The sequence below is a fragment of the Vibrio halioticoli NBRC 102217 genome (assembly GCF_000496695.1).
Taxonomy (GTDB): Bacteria; Pseudomonadota; Gammaproteobacteria; order Enterobacterales; family Vibrionaceae; genus Vibrio; species Vibrio halioticoli.
The window spans coordinates 36773-53999 of sequence record NZ_BAUJ01000027.1 but is presented as its reverse complement, the minus strand read 5'-3'; the positions used below and the strand labels follow the sequence as shown (position 1 = coordinate 53999).

At 42.9% G+C, this 17227-nt stretch carries 16 protein-coding genes and 1 tRNA gene; 11 read left to right on the top strand and 6 right to left on the bottom strand.

Annotated features, from left to right (window positions below):
• Positions 1–594: 594 nt before the first annotated feature.
• The 10 genes from VHA01S_RS09510 (at position 595) to VHA01S_RS09465 (ending at position 10532) form a co-directional block, all read left to right on the top strand.
• Complete coding sequence (locus tag VHA01S_RS09510; RefSeq protein WP_023404153.1) at positions 595–1245, top strand: CoA transferase subunit A; 651 nt, start codon at positions 595–597, stop codon at positions 1243–1245.
• Between the two features lie 5 nt (positions 1246–1250).
• Positions 1251–1913, top strand: a complete 663-nt coding sequence (locus VHA01S_RS09505) for a 3-oxoacid CoA-transferase subunit B (protein ID WP_023404152.1) — start codon at positions 1251–1253, stop codon at positions 1911–1913.
• Positions 1914–1915: 2 nt separating this feature from the next.
• Positions 1916–2272, top strand: coding sequence for a cupin domain-containing protein (locus tag VHA01S_RS09500; protein ID WP_023404151.1), 357 nt, complete (start codon positions 1916–1918; stop codon positions 2270–2272).
• A gap of 56 nt (positions 2273–2328) precedes the next feature.
• Complete coding sequence (locus VHA01S_RS09495) at positions 2329–3144, top strand: SDR family NAD(P)-dependent oxidoreductase (protein WP_023404150.1); 816 nt, start codon at positions 2329–2331, stop codon at positions 3142–3144.
• A 9-nt stretch (positions 3145–3153) separates the two neighbouring features.
• A complete protein-coding gene (locus VHA01S_RS09490; protein WP_023404149.1) occupies positions 3154–4113 on the top strand; it encodes a 3-hydroxyacyl-CoA dehydrogenase family protein in 960 nt (319 codons plus the stop codon).
• 75 nt (positions 4114–4188) lie between these two features.
• Positions 4189–5151, top strand: a complete 963-nt coding sequence (locus VHA01S_RS09485; RefSeq protein WP_023404148.1) for a cyclase family protein — start codon at positions 4189–4191, stop codon at positions 5149–5151.
• 264 nt (positions 5152–5415) lie between these two features.
• Positions 5416–6600, top strand: coding sequence for an acetyl-CoA C-acetyltransferase (locus tag VHA01S_RS09480; protein ID WP_023404147.1), 1185 nt, complete (start codon positions 5416–5418; stop codon positions 6598–6600).
• 129 nt (positions 6601–6729) lie between these two features.
• Entirely contained in the window at positions 6730–7650 is a 921-nt protein-coding gene (locus VHA01S_RS09475; RefSeq protein WP_023404146.1) for a beta-keto acid cleavage family enzyme, read from the top strand.
• A gap of 211 nt (positions 7651–7861) precedes the next feature.
• Positions 7862–8827, top strand: coding sequence for a LysR family transcriptional regulator (locus VHA01S_RS09470; protein ID WP_039970578.1), 966 nt, complete (start codon positions 7862–7864; stop codon positions 8825–8827).
• Positions 8828–9056: 229 nt separating this feature from the next.
• Positions 9057–10532, top strand: coding sequence for a sodium:solute symporter family protein (locus tag VHA01S_RS09465; protein WP_162890988.1), 1476 nt, complete (start codon positions 9057–9059; stop codon positions 10530–10532).
• A 603-nt stretch (positions 10533–11135) separates the two neighbouring features.
• On the opposite strand, the gene VHA01S_RS09460 is transcribed toward VHA01S_RS09465, so the two are convergent.
• The 4 genes from VHA01S_RS09460 to VHA01S_RS09445 form a co-directional block, all read right to left on the bottom strand.
• A complete protein-coding gene (locus tag VHA01S_RS09460) occupies positions 11136–12014 on the bottom strand; it encodes a patatin-like phospholipase family protein (RefSeq protein WP_023404143.1) in 879 nt (292 codons plus the stop codon).
• A gap of 167 nt (positions 12015–12181) precedes the next feature.
• Positions 12182–13087 (bottom strand): sensor domain-containing diguanylate cyclase, encoded by a 906-nt coding sequence (locus VHA01S_RS09455; protein WP_023404142.1) that lies wholly within the window; start codon positions 13085–13087, stop codon positions 12182–12184.
• Positions 13088–13211: 124 nt separating this feature from the next.
• On the bottom strand, positions 13212–13715 hold the full coding sequence (locus tag VHA01S_RS09450; RefSeq protein WP_039970576.1) for a hypothetical protein: 504 nt from the start codon (positions 13713–13715) through the stop codon (positions 13212–13214).
• 337 nt (positions 13716–14052) lie between these two features.
• Positions 14053–14137: transfer RNA gene (locus tag VHA01S_RS09445), tRNA-Leu, on the bottom strand.
• 191 nt (positions 14138–14328) lie between these two features.
• On the opposite strand from VHA01S_RS09445, the gene VHA01S_RS09440 reads away from it, so the two are divergent.
• Positions 14329–14802, top strand: a complete 474-nt coding sequence (locus VHA01S_RS09440) for an RDD family protein (protein WP_023404140.1) — start codon at positions 14329–14331, stop codon at positions 14800–14802.
• A 75-nt stretch (positions 14803–14877) separates the two neighbouring features.
• Here VHA01S_RS09440 and lptG read toward each other — a convergent pair whose 3' ends face one another.
• Both lptG and lptF read right to left on the bottom strand, forming a co-directional pair.
• A complete protein-coding gene (lptG, locus tag VHA01S_RS09435) occupies positions 14878–15948 on the bottom strand; it encodes an LPS export ABC transporter permease LptG (RefSeq protein ID WP_023404139.1) in 1071 nt (356 codons plus the stop codon).
• Entirely contained in the window at positions 15949–17049 is a 1101-nt protein-coding gene (lptF, locus tag VHA01S_RS09430) for an LPS export ABC transporter permease LptF (RefSeq protein WP_023404138.1), read from the bottom strand.
• Positions 17050–17227: the final 178 nt, after the last annotated feature.

Here is a 17227-nt window from a genome sequence, read left to right as displayed (position 1 = left end):
GATATTCTACCTACCCCTAATATCAGCAACGCATTTTATGCGTAATGAATGATATAAAAGATGTCGAAATCAACCAAATTGGTTCATCTTTTCACTCAATATTAAGCGTCACAACCAATCACTCCTGCTCAGCCTTTTCCATTCAGCGCTCATCAAAAATAAAATTCCCCACATCTAGTCAGAAAACGCTCGTCAATTTACTCCAACCGCCTACTTTCCCTTCCCAAACTGACCAATAAAACACCACAAATTCAACCACTAAGCTCCCTGCCCCACTTTTCACAAAATTTATTTCCCTCCTATACGCATCTACCTTCCTATCAGAGAAATAAAACTCTGCGCTAATTCACACAAAAGTAGTTTGTTAAAAATTAATTCCTATCTATGAAATTGCGGTTTTTATATTTAAGAAATTAGCACTTAGTTCAGTGACTCTGTTCACGCAATTTATCGTTGTTTGATCTTGCTCTAATAATCCCTTGCACCCATGAAACGCCTCTTCTCATTAGTGCCATTCTTTTGGTTTTTCTTCAGGCGTAATCTTATTTGCAACGAAACGAGAATCGCCCATAGAGGCGAAAGTGAGATGAGGCAATGTTATTAAAACCCGTTCTATCACCACTGCAAGCAGCGGCCAAAATTGAAGATGGCATGACCTTGATGGTTGGTGGTTTTATGACAATCGGTTCACCAGAAAAGGTGATTGATGCGATTGTTGAAAGTGGCGTAAAAAACCTAACTGTAATTTGTAATGACGCCGGCCTACCAGGTAAAGGTGTGGGCAAGCTAATTGAAACTGGCCAAGTTAGTAAACTTGTCGCTTCTCACATCGGCTTAAACCGAATTGCTGGAGACAAAATGAACTCTGGTGAGATGGAAGTTGAGTTGGTTCCTCAAGGCACATTGGTTGAGCAGATTCGTGCTGCTGGCGCTGGCCTTGGTGGCGTTCTGACTAAAACGGGTGTTGGTACTCTAGTTCAAGAAGGCAAACGCGTTATTGAAATTGACGGCGAAGAGTTCCTCCTTGAACTACCACGCAAAGCTGACGTTTCTCTTCTTAAAGCATCAACCTGTGATGTGTTTGGTAACACGCTCTACAACAAAACCACCAAGAACTTCAATCCGGTAATGGCAACAGCGGCAAACCAAGTATTTGTTGAGCCTGAAGAAGTGGTTGATGCGGGTAAATACTCCGTGGATGCATTTACTACACCATCTGTACTAATTGACTACATCGTAGGGTAATCGACATGGACAAAAAGCAAATGAGAAACCTAGTCGCACAACGTGTTGCTCAAGAGCTCAATACTGGCGACTTGGTAAATCTGGGAATTGGTATGCCAACTTTAGTTGCTGGCTTTGTTGACCCAGACAAACACATCGTTTTTCAATCTGAAAATGGCATGGTTGGCATCGCAGGATCGCCAGAAGAAGGCCAAGAAGATTGGGAACTGACTGACGCTGGTGGTTCGCCTAAAACCGCTATCGAAGGCGCAGCTTATTTTGATTCTAGCCTGTCTTTCACTCTTATTCGTGGCGGACATGTAGATGCAACGGTACTCGGTGCGATGGAAGTTGACCGTCACGGCAACTTAGCCAACTACATGATCCCTAAAAAACTTATCGCTGGTATGGGCGGCGCAATGGACCTAGTCAGTGGTGCAAAGCGCGTAATCATCATGATGGATCACTGTAACAAACACGGTGAAAGCAAAATCTTAAATGAGTGCACATTACCCCTTACCGCCAAAGGTCAAGTAAACCTAATTATTACTGACCTAGCCGTTATAGAAGTAGTGCCAGAAGGCTTACTACTAAAAGAAGTGGCACCTCACAGCAGCATCGAAGAGGTTATCCAAAAAACGGCAACAGAATTAATCATTCCTACCAATGTCGTAACATTCGGAGCATAAAAATGAAAGCAATTAAATTATCTGAAGTGAGTGCATACAACCCGCCAAGCCACCACGGCACGGTATCTTTGAAGCTGCAAGGCGAAGCTGAAACTGGCGTGACTAAGTTTTGGCAAGGGTTGTCATATTTCCTACCCAATGGCGGCGCAGATTGGCAGTACGACGAAGGTATGCCAGCGGCTGAATTTGAAAAAACGTATTTCGTAGTTAGCGGTGAGCTAGTGGTTATTGATGGCGATGAAAAAGAATACGTCATTAAAAAAGGTGACTCTATCGCCTTCCTACCAAACGAAGGTCGACGCCTAGAAAACCGCACCAATGAAACGGCTTCGGCACTGGTGACGTTCTCTACTTGTTAAGTCGTTAAATAAAAAATTAAGAATCATCTAAACCAAATTTAATAGGACATAGAAAGATGGCAATGACCTCAACGTGGAGCAACGAATTTGCTCAAAACATTTTTGACCTTAAAGACAAAGTAGCGGTAATTACTGGCGGTAACGGCACTCTTGGCGCAGCTTACGCACAAGCATTTGCATTGCACGGCGCTAAAGTCGTAGTCACTGCACGTAACATGCAAACTCTAGAAGAAACAGTAGCCTCTGTACGTGAAGTTGGCGGTGAGTGTGTAGCAATTACTTCTGATGTAACGGACCCACAAAAAGTTCAAGAATTGGTTGATGAAATCGATACTCGCTTTGGTCGCATCGACATTCTAGTCAATAACGCTGGCATGGCTTTCCGTGCTCCTGCTGAAGAAATGCCTACCGATAAGTTCAACCAAGTAATGAACGTTAACGTAACGGGCACGCTTGTTCCTTGTCAGATTTTTGGACAGTACTTCATGAAGCAAGGTCACGGCAAAATCGTGAACACTTCTTCAGTACGTGGCTTCTGTGGTCATCCAGATGGTTACTCTGCTTATGCAGCATCAAAAGCGGCAGTAGATAGCCTAACTAAGCAGCTTTCAACTGAATGGTCTCTAAAAGGTGCTAAGCAAGGCTTTACCATCAATGTGAACGCGATTGCTCCTACTCTAGTTAAATCTCCACTGACTCAAGAGATTTGCGAAGACCCAGCACGTATCGCTCCGTTCTTGGCTCGCCTGCCAATGGGTCGCGTAGCAGAAACAAACGACATGATTGGCTTGGTTCTATTCCTGTCTGCACCAGCATCTAACTTCATCAACGGCCAAATCATTTATGTGGATGGCGGCTGTACAGCGGGATAAGGAAACACTATGAAGCATCAAGATATTAAGAACATCACCATCGTAGGTGGCTCGGGCATGATGGGCGTGGGTATCGCGCAAATCTTCGCCTCGGGTGGTCGTAACGTAACTATTAAAACACGTAACGTGTCTAAGTGTACCGCCGTTGAAGATATGAGCAGCCAGCTTGATATGTTCATCCAAGAAGGCCTACTTGAAGAGCACAGAAAAGCTGAAATTTTAGACCGCATCAACATTACAGCTGACGCTATTGAAGCGTACGAAAATGCGGATCTGATTTTTGAATCTGTACCTGAAGTAATGGACATCAAACACGCTACGTTCAAAGAGATGGAGCAGTACGCACGTCCAGACTGCATCTTCGCTTCTGGCACATCAGTGAAATCCATCACTGAAATTGCCGAAGTAGTTGAGAAGAAAGAGCGTGTGATTGGCATGCACTTCTGGAACCCAGCGGTACTGATTCCTCTAGTCGAAGTGATTCGCACAGAAGACACCGATGAAGAAGTCTTCCAAGCGTCATTCGACTTACTAGAAGAGTGTGGCAAAGCACCGGCTAAATGCATGAAAGACGTTCCAGGTTTCTTAGCAAACCGTCTACAACATGCCCTATGGCGTGAAGCGTTCTACATGCTAGACGAAGGTATTGCTGACCCGAAAACCATTGATGACTGCATTAAAAATTCATTTGGTTTCCGCGTTCCTCAACTTGCACCGTTTGAAAACGCAGACATGGTTTCAACAGAGCTTAGCCTAAACATTCATAAGTACATGTTTGAGCACCTTTACTCTGGTACTGAGCCAAGCAGCAAGCTTAAAGAGTTGGTTGAAGACGGCAAAAGCGGTTTTGCAACAGGCGAAGGTTTCCAAACATGGACACCAGAACAAGCAACTGAATCAAAAACCAATCTATTTAAATATCTGATTGATCAAACTAAATACCGTCGTAAGCAACTAGAAGAAGCGTAATTCTCGGTATTAAAAACACCCTAAAAGGCTTGCTACCAGCGCAAGCCTAATTAAAAAATTTAAAGGTAAAAGACTATGACATCTATTTTTGAAGGCAAAGTAATCATCGATTTGTCGCACCCAATCGGTTCTCAATCTCCACAGTGGCCTTACTTCCCACAACCTGAAATCACTCGTGCACACGGCCTAGCAAAATCAGGCGTACTGACTCAGTTCTTCAAAATGCCAATGCACTGTGGTACTCACGCCGATTCTCCTCGTCACGTCATTGAAACTGAGTTTGACGGCCGTCGTGCTCGTTACACTCACGAAATGGAACTGGACTCTTACTGTGGTAAAGCAGTTTGTCTTGACCTTTCACACCTACCTCAGTGGTCTCTGATCAAAGCAGAAGACATGGATGCAGCAGTAGAAGCGGTTGAAGGCCTAGAATTTGCTGACCTAAAAGACATGATCGTCATTATCTACACTGGCATGTGCAAACTTTGGGATGACAGCAAGCAGTACTACCACTACGCAACTGGCGTTGGCGCTTCTGTTGGTCACTGGTGTATGAAGCATGACATCAAAGCACTAGGCGTAGACCAACAAGCACTAGACCACCCTCTACACACATCTATCGGTGAAAAATCAGCGGGACGTCTATCAATGAACCTTGAAGGTTACTCTGGTTACCCACTGAAGAAAGAATTCATCGACAAGTTTGGTGAAGCAGAATACGCACACTTTGATCGTGACATGTACAAAGAAATTCACGGCGAAGAAGCTTACAAGGAACTGTACGGCATGGTTGAAGAAAAAGGCCTAAGCAACGGTACATGGGAACCTTGTCACAAGCTGCTACTGGGTAACGGTAAAGTAGGTTGGGAAAACGTAGGTGGCCAAGTTGAGAAAGTAAAAGGCCGTCGTTTCGATATCGTTGGTGCTCCACTGAACCTTTACTGTGGTGATGGTTCTATGACTCGCCTAATGGCGGTTATCGACGCAGACAAAGTTGTTGAATGTCCTGACCGTCTATACCCATACGGTGATCACTAATCACCCGTTCATACACTTGAACAAATACACTGATTAGCTCCAAGCCGGAGCAAACACTCCGGCTTATTTAAACAAATGATTAAGCACAATAGCTTCCATTGATATCGGTTTTATCCCTACGGATTACCCATATAAATGAATCGATACTAATGGCGTTTTTAGCAACACATTATTTTATTTATATCCTTGGTCGGCGAGATACCCGGTCATAAAGAATAATAAACATCAGTGGCAATGATCACTGTGAGAAACAAAAGGATTCCCATGAAAGAAGTAGTAATTGTAAGCGCAAAACGTACTGCAATCGGTGCCTACTTAGGTGCTTTCACCAACATCTCTCCTATCGTTCTGGGTGTAACAGCTGTCAAAGCTGCCTTAGCCGACGCCAACGTAAAACCTGAGCAAGTCGATAACCTGATTTTTGGTAACGTATTGTCAGCAGGCCTAGGTCAAAACCCTGCGCGCCAGGTCGCTAAATTTAGTGGTATTCCTGATGAAGCAACGGCAAACGTGGTTTCTATGGTATGTGGTTCAGGTCTAAAAGCGGTAATGGATGCGGTTCTACAAATTCAAACCGGTGAAGCTGAAATCGTTGTCGCAGGTGGCGCTGAATCAATGTCAAACGCCGCCCACATCCTTGGTTCACACCGCACTGGCGTGAAAATGGGACACTCTCAACTTACCGACATCATGCTAAACGATGGCTTGGTGGATGCGTTTGGTGGCTTCCATATGGGCATCACCGCAGAAAACCTAGCTAGCAAATACGAGATCTCTCGTGAAGAGCAAGATGCTTACGCAGTTCAATCACAAAACCGCGCAGAAGCGGCAATTACTGCGGGCAAATTTAAAGACGAAATTGCACCACACACTATCTCGAGTCGTCGCGGTGACACTATCGTTGATAGCGATGAATTCCCACGCTTTGGCGCAACTTTAGCGACCATCAGCAAGCCTCGCCCAGCCTTCAAAAAAGACGGCACAGTAACTGCGGCAAACGCATCTGGCTTAAACGATGGCGCAGCCGCCATTGTGTTGATGAGCAAAGACAAAGCGCAACAACTTGGCCTAACACCAATGGTCACTATTCGCTCACAAGGCGCTGCCGGTGTTGATCCTGACGTTATGGGCTACGCACCTGTACCTGCTTCTGAAAAAGCGCTGCAAAAAGCGGGTCTTTCAGTTCGCGATTTAGACCTGGTTGAAGCAAACGAAGCATTTGCATCTCAAGCACTTTCTGTAGTGAAAGGGTTAGACCTAGACCCAGCAATTACCAACGTCAATGGCGGCGCAATTGCTATCGGTCACCCAATTGGCGCAAGTGGCGCACGTATTTTAGTCACACTGGTTCATGAACTGACTAAACGTAACCAACGTTACGGCCTAGCAACTTTATGTATCGGTGGCGGTCAAGGTGTTGCATTAGTCGTTGAAAATGAAAACGCATAAATAACTATTTAATCCATAACGTTATTTAAAAGTAATTAAGGTCGCCCTGCTTAAATAATATTTGCAGGGCACATAAAACAAATACTGGGGAATTCCCCAATACATTATAAAAATATAAGAGGTTCTATTATGTCTCTAGCAAATAAACGTATCCTAACTGTTGCATGTACTGGCGCTTTTCCTAAAAAAGAACAATCAGAATTTGTTCCTTTGACTCCACGTGAGCAAGCTGACGAAATTATTGCGTGTCATGCTGCGGGTGCTTCAATTGCACACATCCATGTGCGTGATGACGAAACTAACTCATCAATGGACATCGCTAAATTCCGTGAAGTAGTGGGTTATGTTCGCGAAGCTGAGTGTGACATCGTGCTTAACTTGACCACATCAGGCGACCTAAGCGCGACTGACGAAATCCGTATGCTTCCATTCCAAGAGCTACGTCCAGAAATCGCAACCTGTGATGCGGGTACAATGAACTGGATGCACTCTGTGATTTTTGAAAACAGCCCTCGCTTCCTAAGCAAGCTATTGGTTGAAATGCCTAAGCACAACGTGACACCAGAAATCGAAATCTTCGATATTGGTATGATTCACAACGTTAGGTTCTATCGTGACCAAATCAACAAAGCGAATGCTAAGCGCGAAGAAGGCACAGCAGAAATTCCAAACCCATTCACAGCGCCTCACTTCCAGTTTGTACTAGGTGCAGCGGGTGGTTCTCCAGCTGAAGTACACATTCTTCTACAAATGCTAGATGAAGTACGTCGTTTCTGGGGTCAAAACTTTACTTGGGGTGCGCTAGGTATCGGTCGTAACCACTTGCCAATGATCAACGCGGTTATCGCTCTTGGTGGCCACTTACGTGTAGGTATGGAAGACAACGTATTGTTCCGTCGTGGTCAGTTGGCAAAATCGAACGTTGAGTTTGTAGAACGTACTAAGCAAATGCTTGCACTGAACGACCTAGAAATTGCAACGCCAGATGAAACTCGTCAAATTCTTAAACTAAATAAAGCTAACTTCCCGACTTGGAAGTCATACGAATAAAATATAATTATTATAATAATTAAGTAACTATGATTTACCTACCTTGGAGCCCTTAATGGGCTCCTTTTTTATATATGGTATTTGTGATGCAAATAAAAATATATTCTTCTTCATCAATATAAACTCTAGTTTGATCACACAATACCTTTATATTTTTGTCATTTTTATTCTATCAATGTAACTTTACCTAAAATCACCATATGCAAATATTATGAATAACACACCCAACATACTTCCTGCTTCTCATGAACCCGTCGATCCACAGCTTGTAGCCCAGATGATGTTCTTTACTGTTTTAGTAGAAGCTGGCTCGATGACCAAAGCATCAGAGATTATGGACATATCAACCTCTACCGGTTCTCGCTGGCTAGCAGACCTTGAAACCGAGTTGAGTGTGACGCTTTATCGCCGTAACGACAAAGCCAATCGTATAACCGAAGCGGGTGATCACCTTTATCAGAACTTCAAGAACATCAATTCTAAGATTCAGATCCTGAAGAATGAATTGACCCAGTTCACCAAGGAGAAACGCGGTACGGTGCGCATTTGTAGCAGCCCAGTGTATGCCGAAAATGTCATCCTGCCATTAGTGTCTGAGTTTGTTAGAGACAACCCTATGGTGAATATTCAGATGACCATTTCACCGCGTGGTTTAGAGCAGCACAAAGACAATGACTTCATTATTTCTGCCATTGCAGGTTCGGCTATCTCTAAAGAAGGCGACCTTAACTTAGTGCGTCGTAGCTTGCTTTCAGAGCGTTTTGTCGTGGTAGCATCACCAGAGTTTATTCGACTCAATGCAGAGCCTTTAGTGCCAGAAGATCTCACAGAACTGCGCTGTTTATACTCAAAATCATTGAGCGGAAAAAACAACTGGGTGTTTAAACAAGGCAATGAAGCACGCATTATCACTGTAAACAAAACCATTGAATTATCCGATGCCAAAATGATTGCTAGCGGCGCGGTAAATGGCGGTGGCGTGGCTTATCTGCCCGAGTTTTTGGTAAAAAAACACATTCGAAATGGCGACTTAGTTGAGCTATTAACCGACTACCAAACTGACGATTGGTTCTTAAACCTTTATTACCCACCACAACGTTTTATGACTAGCACAGTCAACGCATTTAAAGAACATTTACTATCAAATCATAGAGAAAAAGTGAAAATATTTGATTAGTATCACCATTCAAAATAATAATTAAAATGTATCCCTTCAATGGGAAATTTATTTCTTTCAGTGCAAATTTAATTATTATTTAGAGTGAGCCTCCTCTTATTTTTATAATATAAAAGCACGTATTATTATTCTGTTCTTAATAATAAGTCGACATTAAAATAACGGCCGTTAATTAATTAGACCAACCCTACATATAATATTCGAGGCAATGATGAGCAATATATTACTCATGGTACTGATATATAACGCAATTGTTATAGGCGGTATCGGTTGGTATTTAAAATGGAAAGAATCTCAAACTAACGAAGTCACTGACATGGCCCTTGGCGGTCGTGATGCGAACATAGCAATGTTCTCAGTGACCCTTGCAATCACCTATCTTGGCTCTGCCCACGTTTATGGTCTTATGGAGATGTCCTTCGTACTTGGTGCGGTCGCTCTATGGTTCTGTTTCGCTCACACCATTCTTATCTGTGTCATCTGTTTAGGTACAGGACGTTGGATTCGCCGCATTGGTTGTTCAACTATTCCTGAACTGATTGGCCAACTGTACAACAAGCAACTTCGTACTTATACCGCGTGTGTTGGGGCAATGGTTGTCTTTGGGCTAGTGACTCTAGAGACGCAAACGCTGGGTATAGGCATCTCTGCAATGTCTGGCTGGTCTCTAGGCTGGTCTGCTGTATTGGGCGCTGCAATTGGTACCGCTTATGTCACTATGGGTGGCATCAAGCAAACAATGTGGGTGAACCTAATCAATGCCGTGGTTATGTATGGTTCAATTATCATTGCCGGTATCTACTTAGCTTTTGTTCTGCCAAATGGTTGGGAAGGTGTCACTCAGTACTACGTTGCGAACGACCAAGAATTCAAACTGTCTATCTTAGCAACGCCAGACATTCTTGTTGGCTTCTCGCTAGCGGCTATCTTCTCTGTGGTGTTTGCCCAGTCAGTAAACCAACAAGGTATGCAGGCAGCAATGTCAGCGAAAGATGAGAAAGTTATCAAGCGCTCACTATGGATTGCCGCTCCAGTAAATGGTCTATTTGGTGTATTCCCCGTTCTGGTTGGCTTGGCAGCGGCAACGATTCCTGAGTTTGCACAGCTGGGTCCTAAACTTGCGGGTGCCACCCTAATTGTTGAACTGCTACCTACTTGGTTGGTTATCCTTCTGCAAGCGGGTTTCTTAGGCGCTCTACTCTCTACTTTCGCAATGTCAGCACTCGCTCCGGCCACGATTTTTGCAAAAGACATTATCGGCGCCAATGTGGAAGGTGGACTTTCTCCAGAGCATGAGAAAAAGCTTATCCGCAAAGTGATTATGATCATCGGTGCTCTTGCTGCGGCAATGACTCTGTTCCTACAACCAAACGTTATCCTTGCGATCACTTGGTTGTTTGCGTGGCTAGTGCCTTTCTTCTTCATCATTATCACTGGACTGTTTTGGAAGCGTAACTTGATGGTTGCTCAAACTGTGCTGATGTCTTCGTGGGTTATCAACCTAGTATGGTCATTCACTGATATCAAACACACTTTAGGTCTATCTATGCTTGAGAATGCTCATATCGTCGCTATCGTCGCTCTGGTGACAACGGTTGTAGGTAACAGCGTAGTCAAGCATTCGCGACCTGCTCTATTTAAAGAACAAAAACTAAATAAAGAGGCGAAAAAAGCCCAACTTAATTTGAAAGAGGAACGTGTTTAATGAACTTAGCAACTGAACTATTCCTAACCGCATTTGCAACGATTATGGGGATTGTGATTGTATTTTCCGTAATTGCACGATTAATTGGTAGCGACGAGAAAGGAGAAGAATAATGGGATTAGATGGATTTACACAAGTTTGGATGGGCGGAATCATCGTCTTTGGTGTGGTGTTCTACTTGTTTGCTATGCGCTACGCTCATCATTGTGAAAGCGATAATAAAGAGCAATAACAAAAGAAAATAATAACTAACACAATCGCTGAGCATTTAGTTAGCCAGTCATACCCCGTATGACTGGCTTTTTTTACTTTTTATCTAAAAAAAAACCTTCAAATCATTACAAACACAAATAAATATTTGAACTTCATCACAAAATAGGTGACATTGTCGCTTCAAAATCAACAACTGAGAATAAAGATATGGATCTTGATACAACAATCTGGATGGCAATCCTTTTATGTTTCGCTGGAGCTACTTACAGTTACGCTACATATTTAGGTAGCAAAAACAAAGACTAGCCTTTAGAAACAACTAAATTTTTTGCAGTGCTATACAGGTTTTAAGAATATTGATTGCTGGTGGTTCAATTTGATAAGCCAGCCTCAAACAGCAAAACAAGCGGTACACTCTTCCCTTGAGAATCGCTCTTTCCCTCGCAAACTAGCAACATGCTGTCTACCTGCATCCACTCCCATTGCATAACCAATATCCAATAATTTTCTCTTACGTGTTAAGCGCTTAACTGGGAAGTTCTCTGGTGGAGCTATCACCCGAATCGTCGCATCACTGGGTGGAAAACGAATAAACTGCAACGCTTGATTATAACGTTTTGCTCTAGTGGCCAGCGTTTCAGCCACTTTAGGCGTGTCACGTAACAGACGCTTCATCAGCCAATAAGAGCTAGACTCCGGCATGTTGTAAGAAAGGGGGTGAGAGAGAATGACTGTGATATCTCGAGCACCGCGACGATAAGCCTCTTTTACCGGGATAGAATCGGCCACTGCGCCATCTGTAAAACAGCCACCAGCAAAACAAGGCGGATGTTTGTAGGCAATCGGCAATGCTGTGGTCGCTTCCATCACCCCTGACATATTTTCTTTAGAGACTCTAAAATATTTTGCGTATCCAGACTCAATATCAGTTGTTGCGGCGTAAAGAGGAATAGAATTGAAAAGAGTATCGAGCTCAATTGGGTATTGCTCCATCGAAGCATCACTTAACCATTTAACATCGGTCAAGTTTCCACCAATTGCAAAGCGAGATAAGCTGTAAAAATGTTTAGAAGTGGCAAGCTCAGTAATCACTTGATAACTGCGCTGTCTTTTCTTTGCCAAATAGCCCAGTAAATTAGAAGCCCCCGCCGACACACCAATCGCAAAGTCAAAAGGCTGATGCCCGCAATCTAAATAAGCGTCCAGTACACCCGCGGCAAAAATGCCACGCATTGCCCCGCCCTCAACAACCAATGCTTTCTTATCCACAATACATTCCCTAAATTTAACTAGGGCTAGAATAAAGGGCTAACGAAAGTAAAAGAATTCAGTAATAATTATTGTTTTGATAGGTAAAAACTATTGAATTGTAGACTTTGATGGTAAGAGCCTAAGCTCCCAATCAAAACCTACAATCACTTTTTTACTCACGCCGATCAACTTAACGTTGAGGTAAACACATACGGTAGTTGTTGCTTTTTAGCTAAATACATCGCCCTATCTGTTTTCTCTATTAACGCTGATAATTCACGATCGTCATGGGGATAAATGCCAATTCCAATACTGACTCCAACCGTGAGGTCAGCATCGACTTTATCTATCGAAACAGGCTCAGAAATTAATTGATGTAACTTAGTCGCAATACCTTTGCCTTCTTTTTCATAGTTGTTGTGGTCATTAATATTAAACAGTATTAAGAATTCATCCCCACCAACTCGAAAACAAATATCGCTACTACGCAACCGCCCTGTCAAACGCTTAGATATCTCTAGCAGAAGCTGATCACCAATGTCATGCCCATAGGTATCATTGATTAACTTAAATCCATTTAAGTCCAGATAGGCCACTCCCAAACAACCAGAATCAAGCACTCTCAATGACTGATTAGTGAGTACATTATCAAGGTGTCGCTTATTAAATAGGCCTGTTAGCGCATCAGTATTGGCTTCATCCTTTAGCTCATCTATCAGCTGTTGAACCCTTGAGTAATCTTGCAGGGTTGCGATTCCACACCTCTTACCATTAAACACAATATTCGCTATAGAAATTCGGGCGTTAAACCCATCACCATTGGCATTTCGACAAGGCATAATGCTTCTAGACATCATGGCTCTAGCTTGTGATTGGTTGAGTACAAAGTGACTCACTTTGGCATCGTGATGATTGGTCGCATCCGGTAGCATCAAGTCGTTCGGTTTTAAGGTCAGCAATACCTCTCTTTCATAACCAAATAACCGAGCACAGGACTTATTCGCAAATACAATATTGGAATGCTGATCCACAATCAAAATTGCATCTGCCAAAAAGTCTAAAAACTGAGAGATTTCATCCGATTGTTCCATTACTACACATCCATGTTTATTAATACGTATCAACAATTTAACTTAATATGTATAACTTTGATTGCATACAAAATCCACATATAAATATTGATTCGCACCAGTTATTAAGTACGATTGGTATAAACTACAAGAGTTCACTATCAGCATTAGATAAAGCCAAATGCTTTTCTGCTTCTTTGGTCATTTTATCTATGCTGTAAGTTGAACCTGACATGCTAAAGCGAGACACTTTAAACTTGCCGTTTTCCATAGGAATAGCGATACCCAGTTGCTTGCTTTTTTTAACGGTCGCTTCAATATCATCAAAGTTTTCAAATATCAGCACATTCTGACCTTCAACCCGACCTCCGCAATGCAGCGTAGTATTCATCGAACCCGAATCAGAGTTAACAAGCGCTGGATACTTATTCCCATTGGTACACTTGATATCAACCCCAGTGATGTACATGCAGTTTTCGGATTCAAAGTAACAGTACTTACCAAACACATGCCCGCTGTTGTTTAGCGTCGCCGCATAAAAATATTCAGAACCATCTGTATCAATCACCCAATCTTTATGGGCTTTCTCAGCAGACAAAGCAGAGCCTGCATAAAACAAACACAGAGTTAATAAAATTAATTTATTCATAGCGTTACGACCAAATACTTCAAATTTATAATGGAAACCTTCAATACATACTATATAACGGTATACAGACAAAACCTGACGCTCGATATCAAATCAAGCTGATTTAACGATAGTTTTGCGGCAAATTGACTCTTTACAGCACATCAAAAACGACACTTGCCCATATTTGTCCTCAGTAGCAAAACTGACATGGCTAAATACGATGCAAAAAAATAATGGAAGAGTGTTTTTACTAGAGAGTTGTACAGAAAATAAAGCGAAGAAGCCGAGCTAAGCATTTGATTACGCTAGATACAACAAAGCCCCGACTTTCGTCGAGGCTTTATCATTTAAATAATGGTACCGGTGGGCGGACTTGAACCGCCACGCCCGAAGGCAACGGATTTTGAATCCGTCGTGTATACCAATTTCACCACACCGGCACTGCATACCTTGAAGGTATGTGTCGCATTATACGTAACCGAACCCGTCACGCAAGGATAAAAATAGTAATTATGATTCGTTCGCATATTTTTTAAACATGAAGTGCACTTTTTTACACTGTACTGCTTTGCACGGAGCGGGCAAATGGCTATTCTGACTCTCAAAATACAATTATTAGAATATCAGGAAAATGAACTCACAAAATACCTTACCTAAAGCAGGTTTGATTCGACGTTTAAGTGCGTGGTTATACGATGCATTTATCATTATCGCTATTGAAATGATGGCGGCAGGGCTTGTTGTGGCCATCTTTGAGGCTTTAGTGGCGGCAGGCGTAATGGACTATGGCCAATATCTCGATGCTAGTGATTATCTAACCCGTCATCCACTGTGGAGCGTATTGTTTACCTTATACTTGGCGGCTGTTTGGATTGGCTTTTTTGTGTTTTTCTGGACAAGAGCTGGGCAGACTATAGGGATGCGAGCTTGGAAACTACGAGTACAAAATAGCGATGGCTCCCTCATCAGTGTCACTCAGGCTTGCATTCGCATTGCAACTTCGGCATTTGGTCTAAGTAACCTATCTGTTCCATTGGATAACCAAAAGCGTGGTTTCCATGATGTGTGGGCAAAAACCGAAGTTGTGGTACTGCCAACAGTATAATTACGACTTAACGTTACCCTCATTAAAAAAGGAAGGCGCAATGCCTTCCTTTTCTGTTTTAACTGCTGTACTCGCTTACAACTTACGCCGCAACAAGATGATCGCCACTAACATAAAGGCAATACTCGGTGCGATGGCCCCCCACATAGGCGGCACTTGATACACCACGCTCAACGGGCCAAAAAACTCCGATGAGATATAAAACGAGAAGCCGGCAATGACCCCAGATAGTATCCTTGCCCCCATAGTAACACTACGCAATGGGCCAAACACAAATGACAGTGCCAACATCATCATTACTGCGATGGACAATGGCTGAGTGATCTTACGCCAAAAGGCTAAATCATAGCGTGAGGCATCTTGCTCTGAATCTTTCAGATAGGTGACGTAACTGTATAAGCCGGTTAAAGAGAGTTCCTCGGGCTTAACCGTAACTATCTCAAGCCGCTCTGGCACTAAGGTGGTCTGCCAATTTAAACTGGCTTCTTTCTCTTTACTCACCTGAGTTTCGTTGGTGTAAAGCGTGGTGGTTACTTGGTTAAGTTGCCACGTTTTATCGCCAATATAGTTGGCATCTTTGGCAAACATACTTCTGACCAACTCTTTATTCTGGTCATACTCCCAGATATTAACCGCCTGAAGCTTGCCGTCATTCACTCGGCCAATATAAATAAAGTCATCGCCATCTTTTGCCCAAACGCCGGCGCGAGTCGATACCATATGCCCCCCAGAAATAGAGGCGGTACGAAGGTCTCGTGCCATTTTTTGCGCTTGTGGCGCGCCCCATTCGCCCAATAGCATAACCATCAACATCAATGGCACAGCGGTTTTAAGCACTGACATACCAATATTAACTTTGGAATAGCCCGCCGCTTGCATAACTGTCAGCTCTGAACTGGTTGCTAATGTGCCTAAAGCAATCAAGGCTCCTAGCAACGCAGCCATAGGGAAGAACATTTCGATATCACGAGGCACACTCAGAAGAACAAAATACAGTGCGTGCAACAGATCGTACGTGCCGCGCCCTACTTTTCGTAACTGCTCAACATATTTGATAATGCCAGATAGGCCAACTAGGGTAACTAAACATATGCTAGAGGTCGCAATGATAGTTCTGCCTATGTATAAATCTAGAATCTTAAACACTTAAGAAGCCCTCTTCTGGCGAATCTTATCTTTCCAACGTCGCACTGGCAGACTGTCTATTGAGTTTAAGACAATGCCGACAAGGAGCAAACTTATGTTCATTGGCCACATCCCCACAACATCGGAGATTTTACCCTCTTCTATCGCGGATTTTGCGGCACTGATTGCCATAAAGTATGCCAAATAAAACAAGATAGCAGGTCCCATTTTAGCAAAGCGCCCTTGCCTTGGGTTTACCGCAGACAAGGGGATAACCACCAAGGTTAATAATGGAATACAAATAATTAAACTGATGCGCCAATGCAGCTCTGCTTTCGCTTTTGGATCTGGGTTATTAAACAACTGAATGGTTGGAATCGCTTCAAAGTCTCGACCTTTAGGTTTCACTTCTCGCTGACCAATGAGTGCATCGTACTCATCAAAATTGGTCTTCATGTAATCCAGCTGAGTCGGAATCCCTTCATAGCGGGTACCGTTATACAGAGTTAAAATCTGACGACCATCAGATAACTCTTTTGCTTCTCCAGAATCTGCAAACGCCACACTTGGACGAATAGAACCTTCACCCACAGTTTGTGCGACAAATACATTGGTTAATTTTTTGTCTTTTAAATCGTCAATAAAGACCACAGCGGTGCCGTCTGGCGTGCTTTGGAATTGACCTTTTTGCAATAACTCTACGCTAGTTTCTGCGGCCAACTTATCCATTATCTGTGCTTCTTTATCTTGAGACCAAGGCGCAAAGTACAATGAGTTGAATGCAGCAATACCAGAAGTGATCAGTGCAAGGTACAACGCAGCCTGAATCAGAAATTTATTTCCGATCCCAGTTGCATTCATTACTGTAATCTCACTTTCAGCATATAAACGTCCGAAAGTAAGTAAAATACCTATATATAGACTCAGTGGTAGCATCAACAGGCCCATGGCGGGCATGTTTAGACCAACTACAGTCATAATAAGTCTGGCGGGAATATCGCCATTTGAGGCATCGGCCAACACACTGATAAACCTTTGGCTTAGAAAGATTAAAAACAGTACGAAAAAGATGGCCAGCTGACTCTTGATTGTCTCGCGGATCAAATATCTAACAATAATCACGCTAAAGTCCCTATAAGCTTGGATGCAAAACTTGTATTTTTACAGGAATCGCTATAATTTCTGAATGAACCTTTTATTTTTCAAATTTACTGACTAATCGATAATCAATTAACTTGCTTATACTCATTGAGTAAACATAGCTCTTGACCAAGATTCAACAAGTTAAGCAGGCATTATC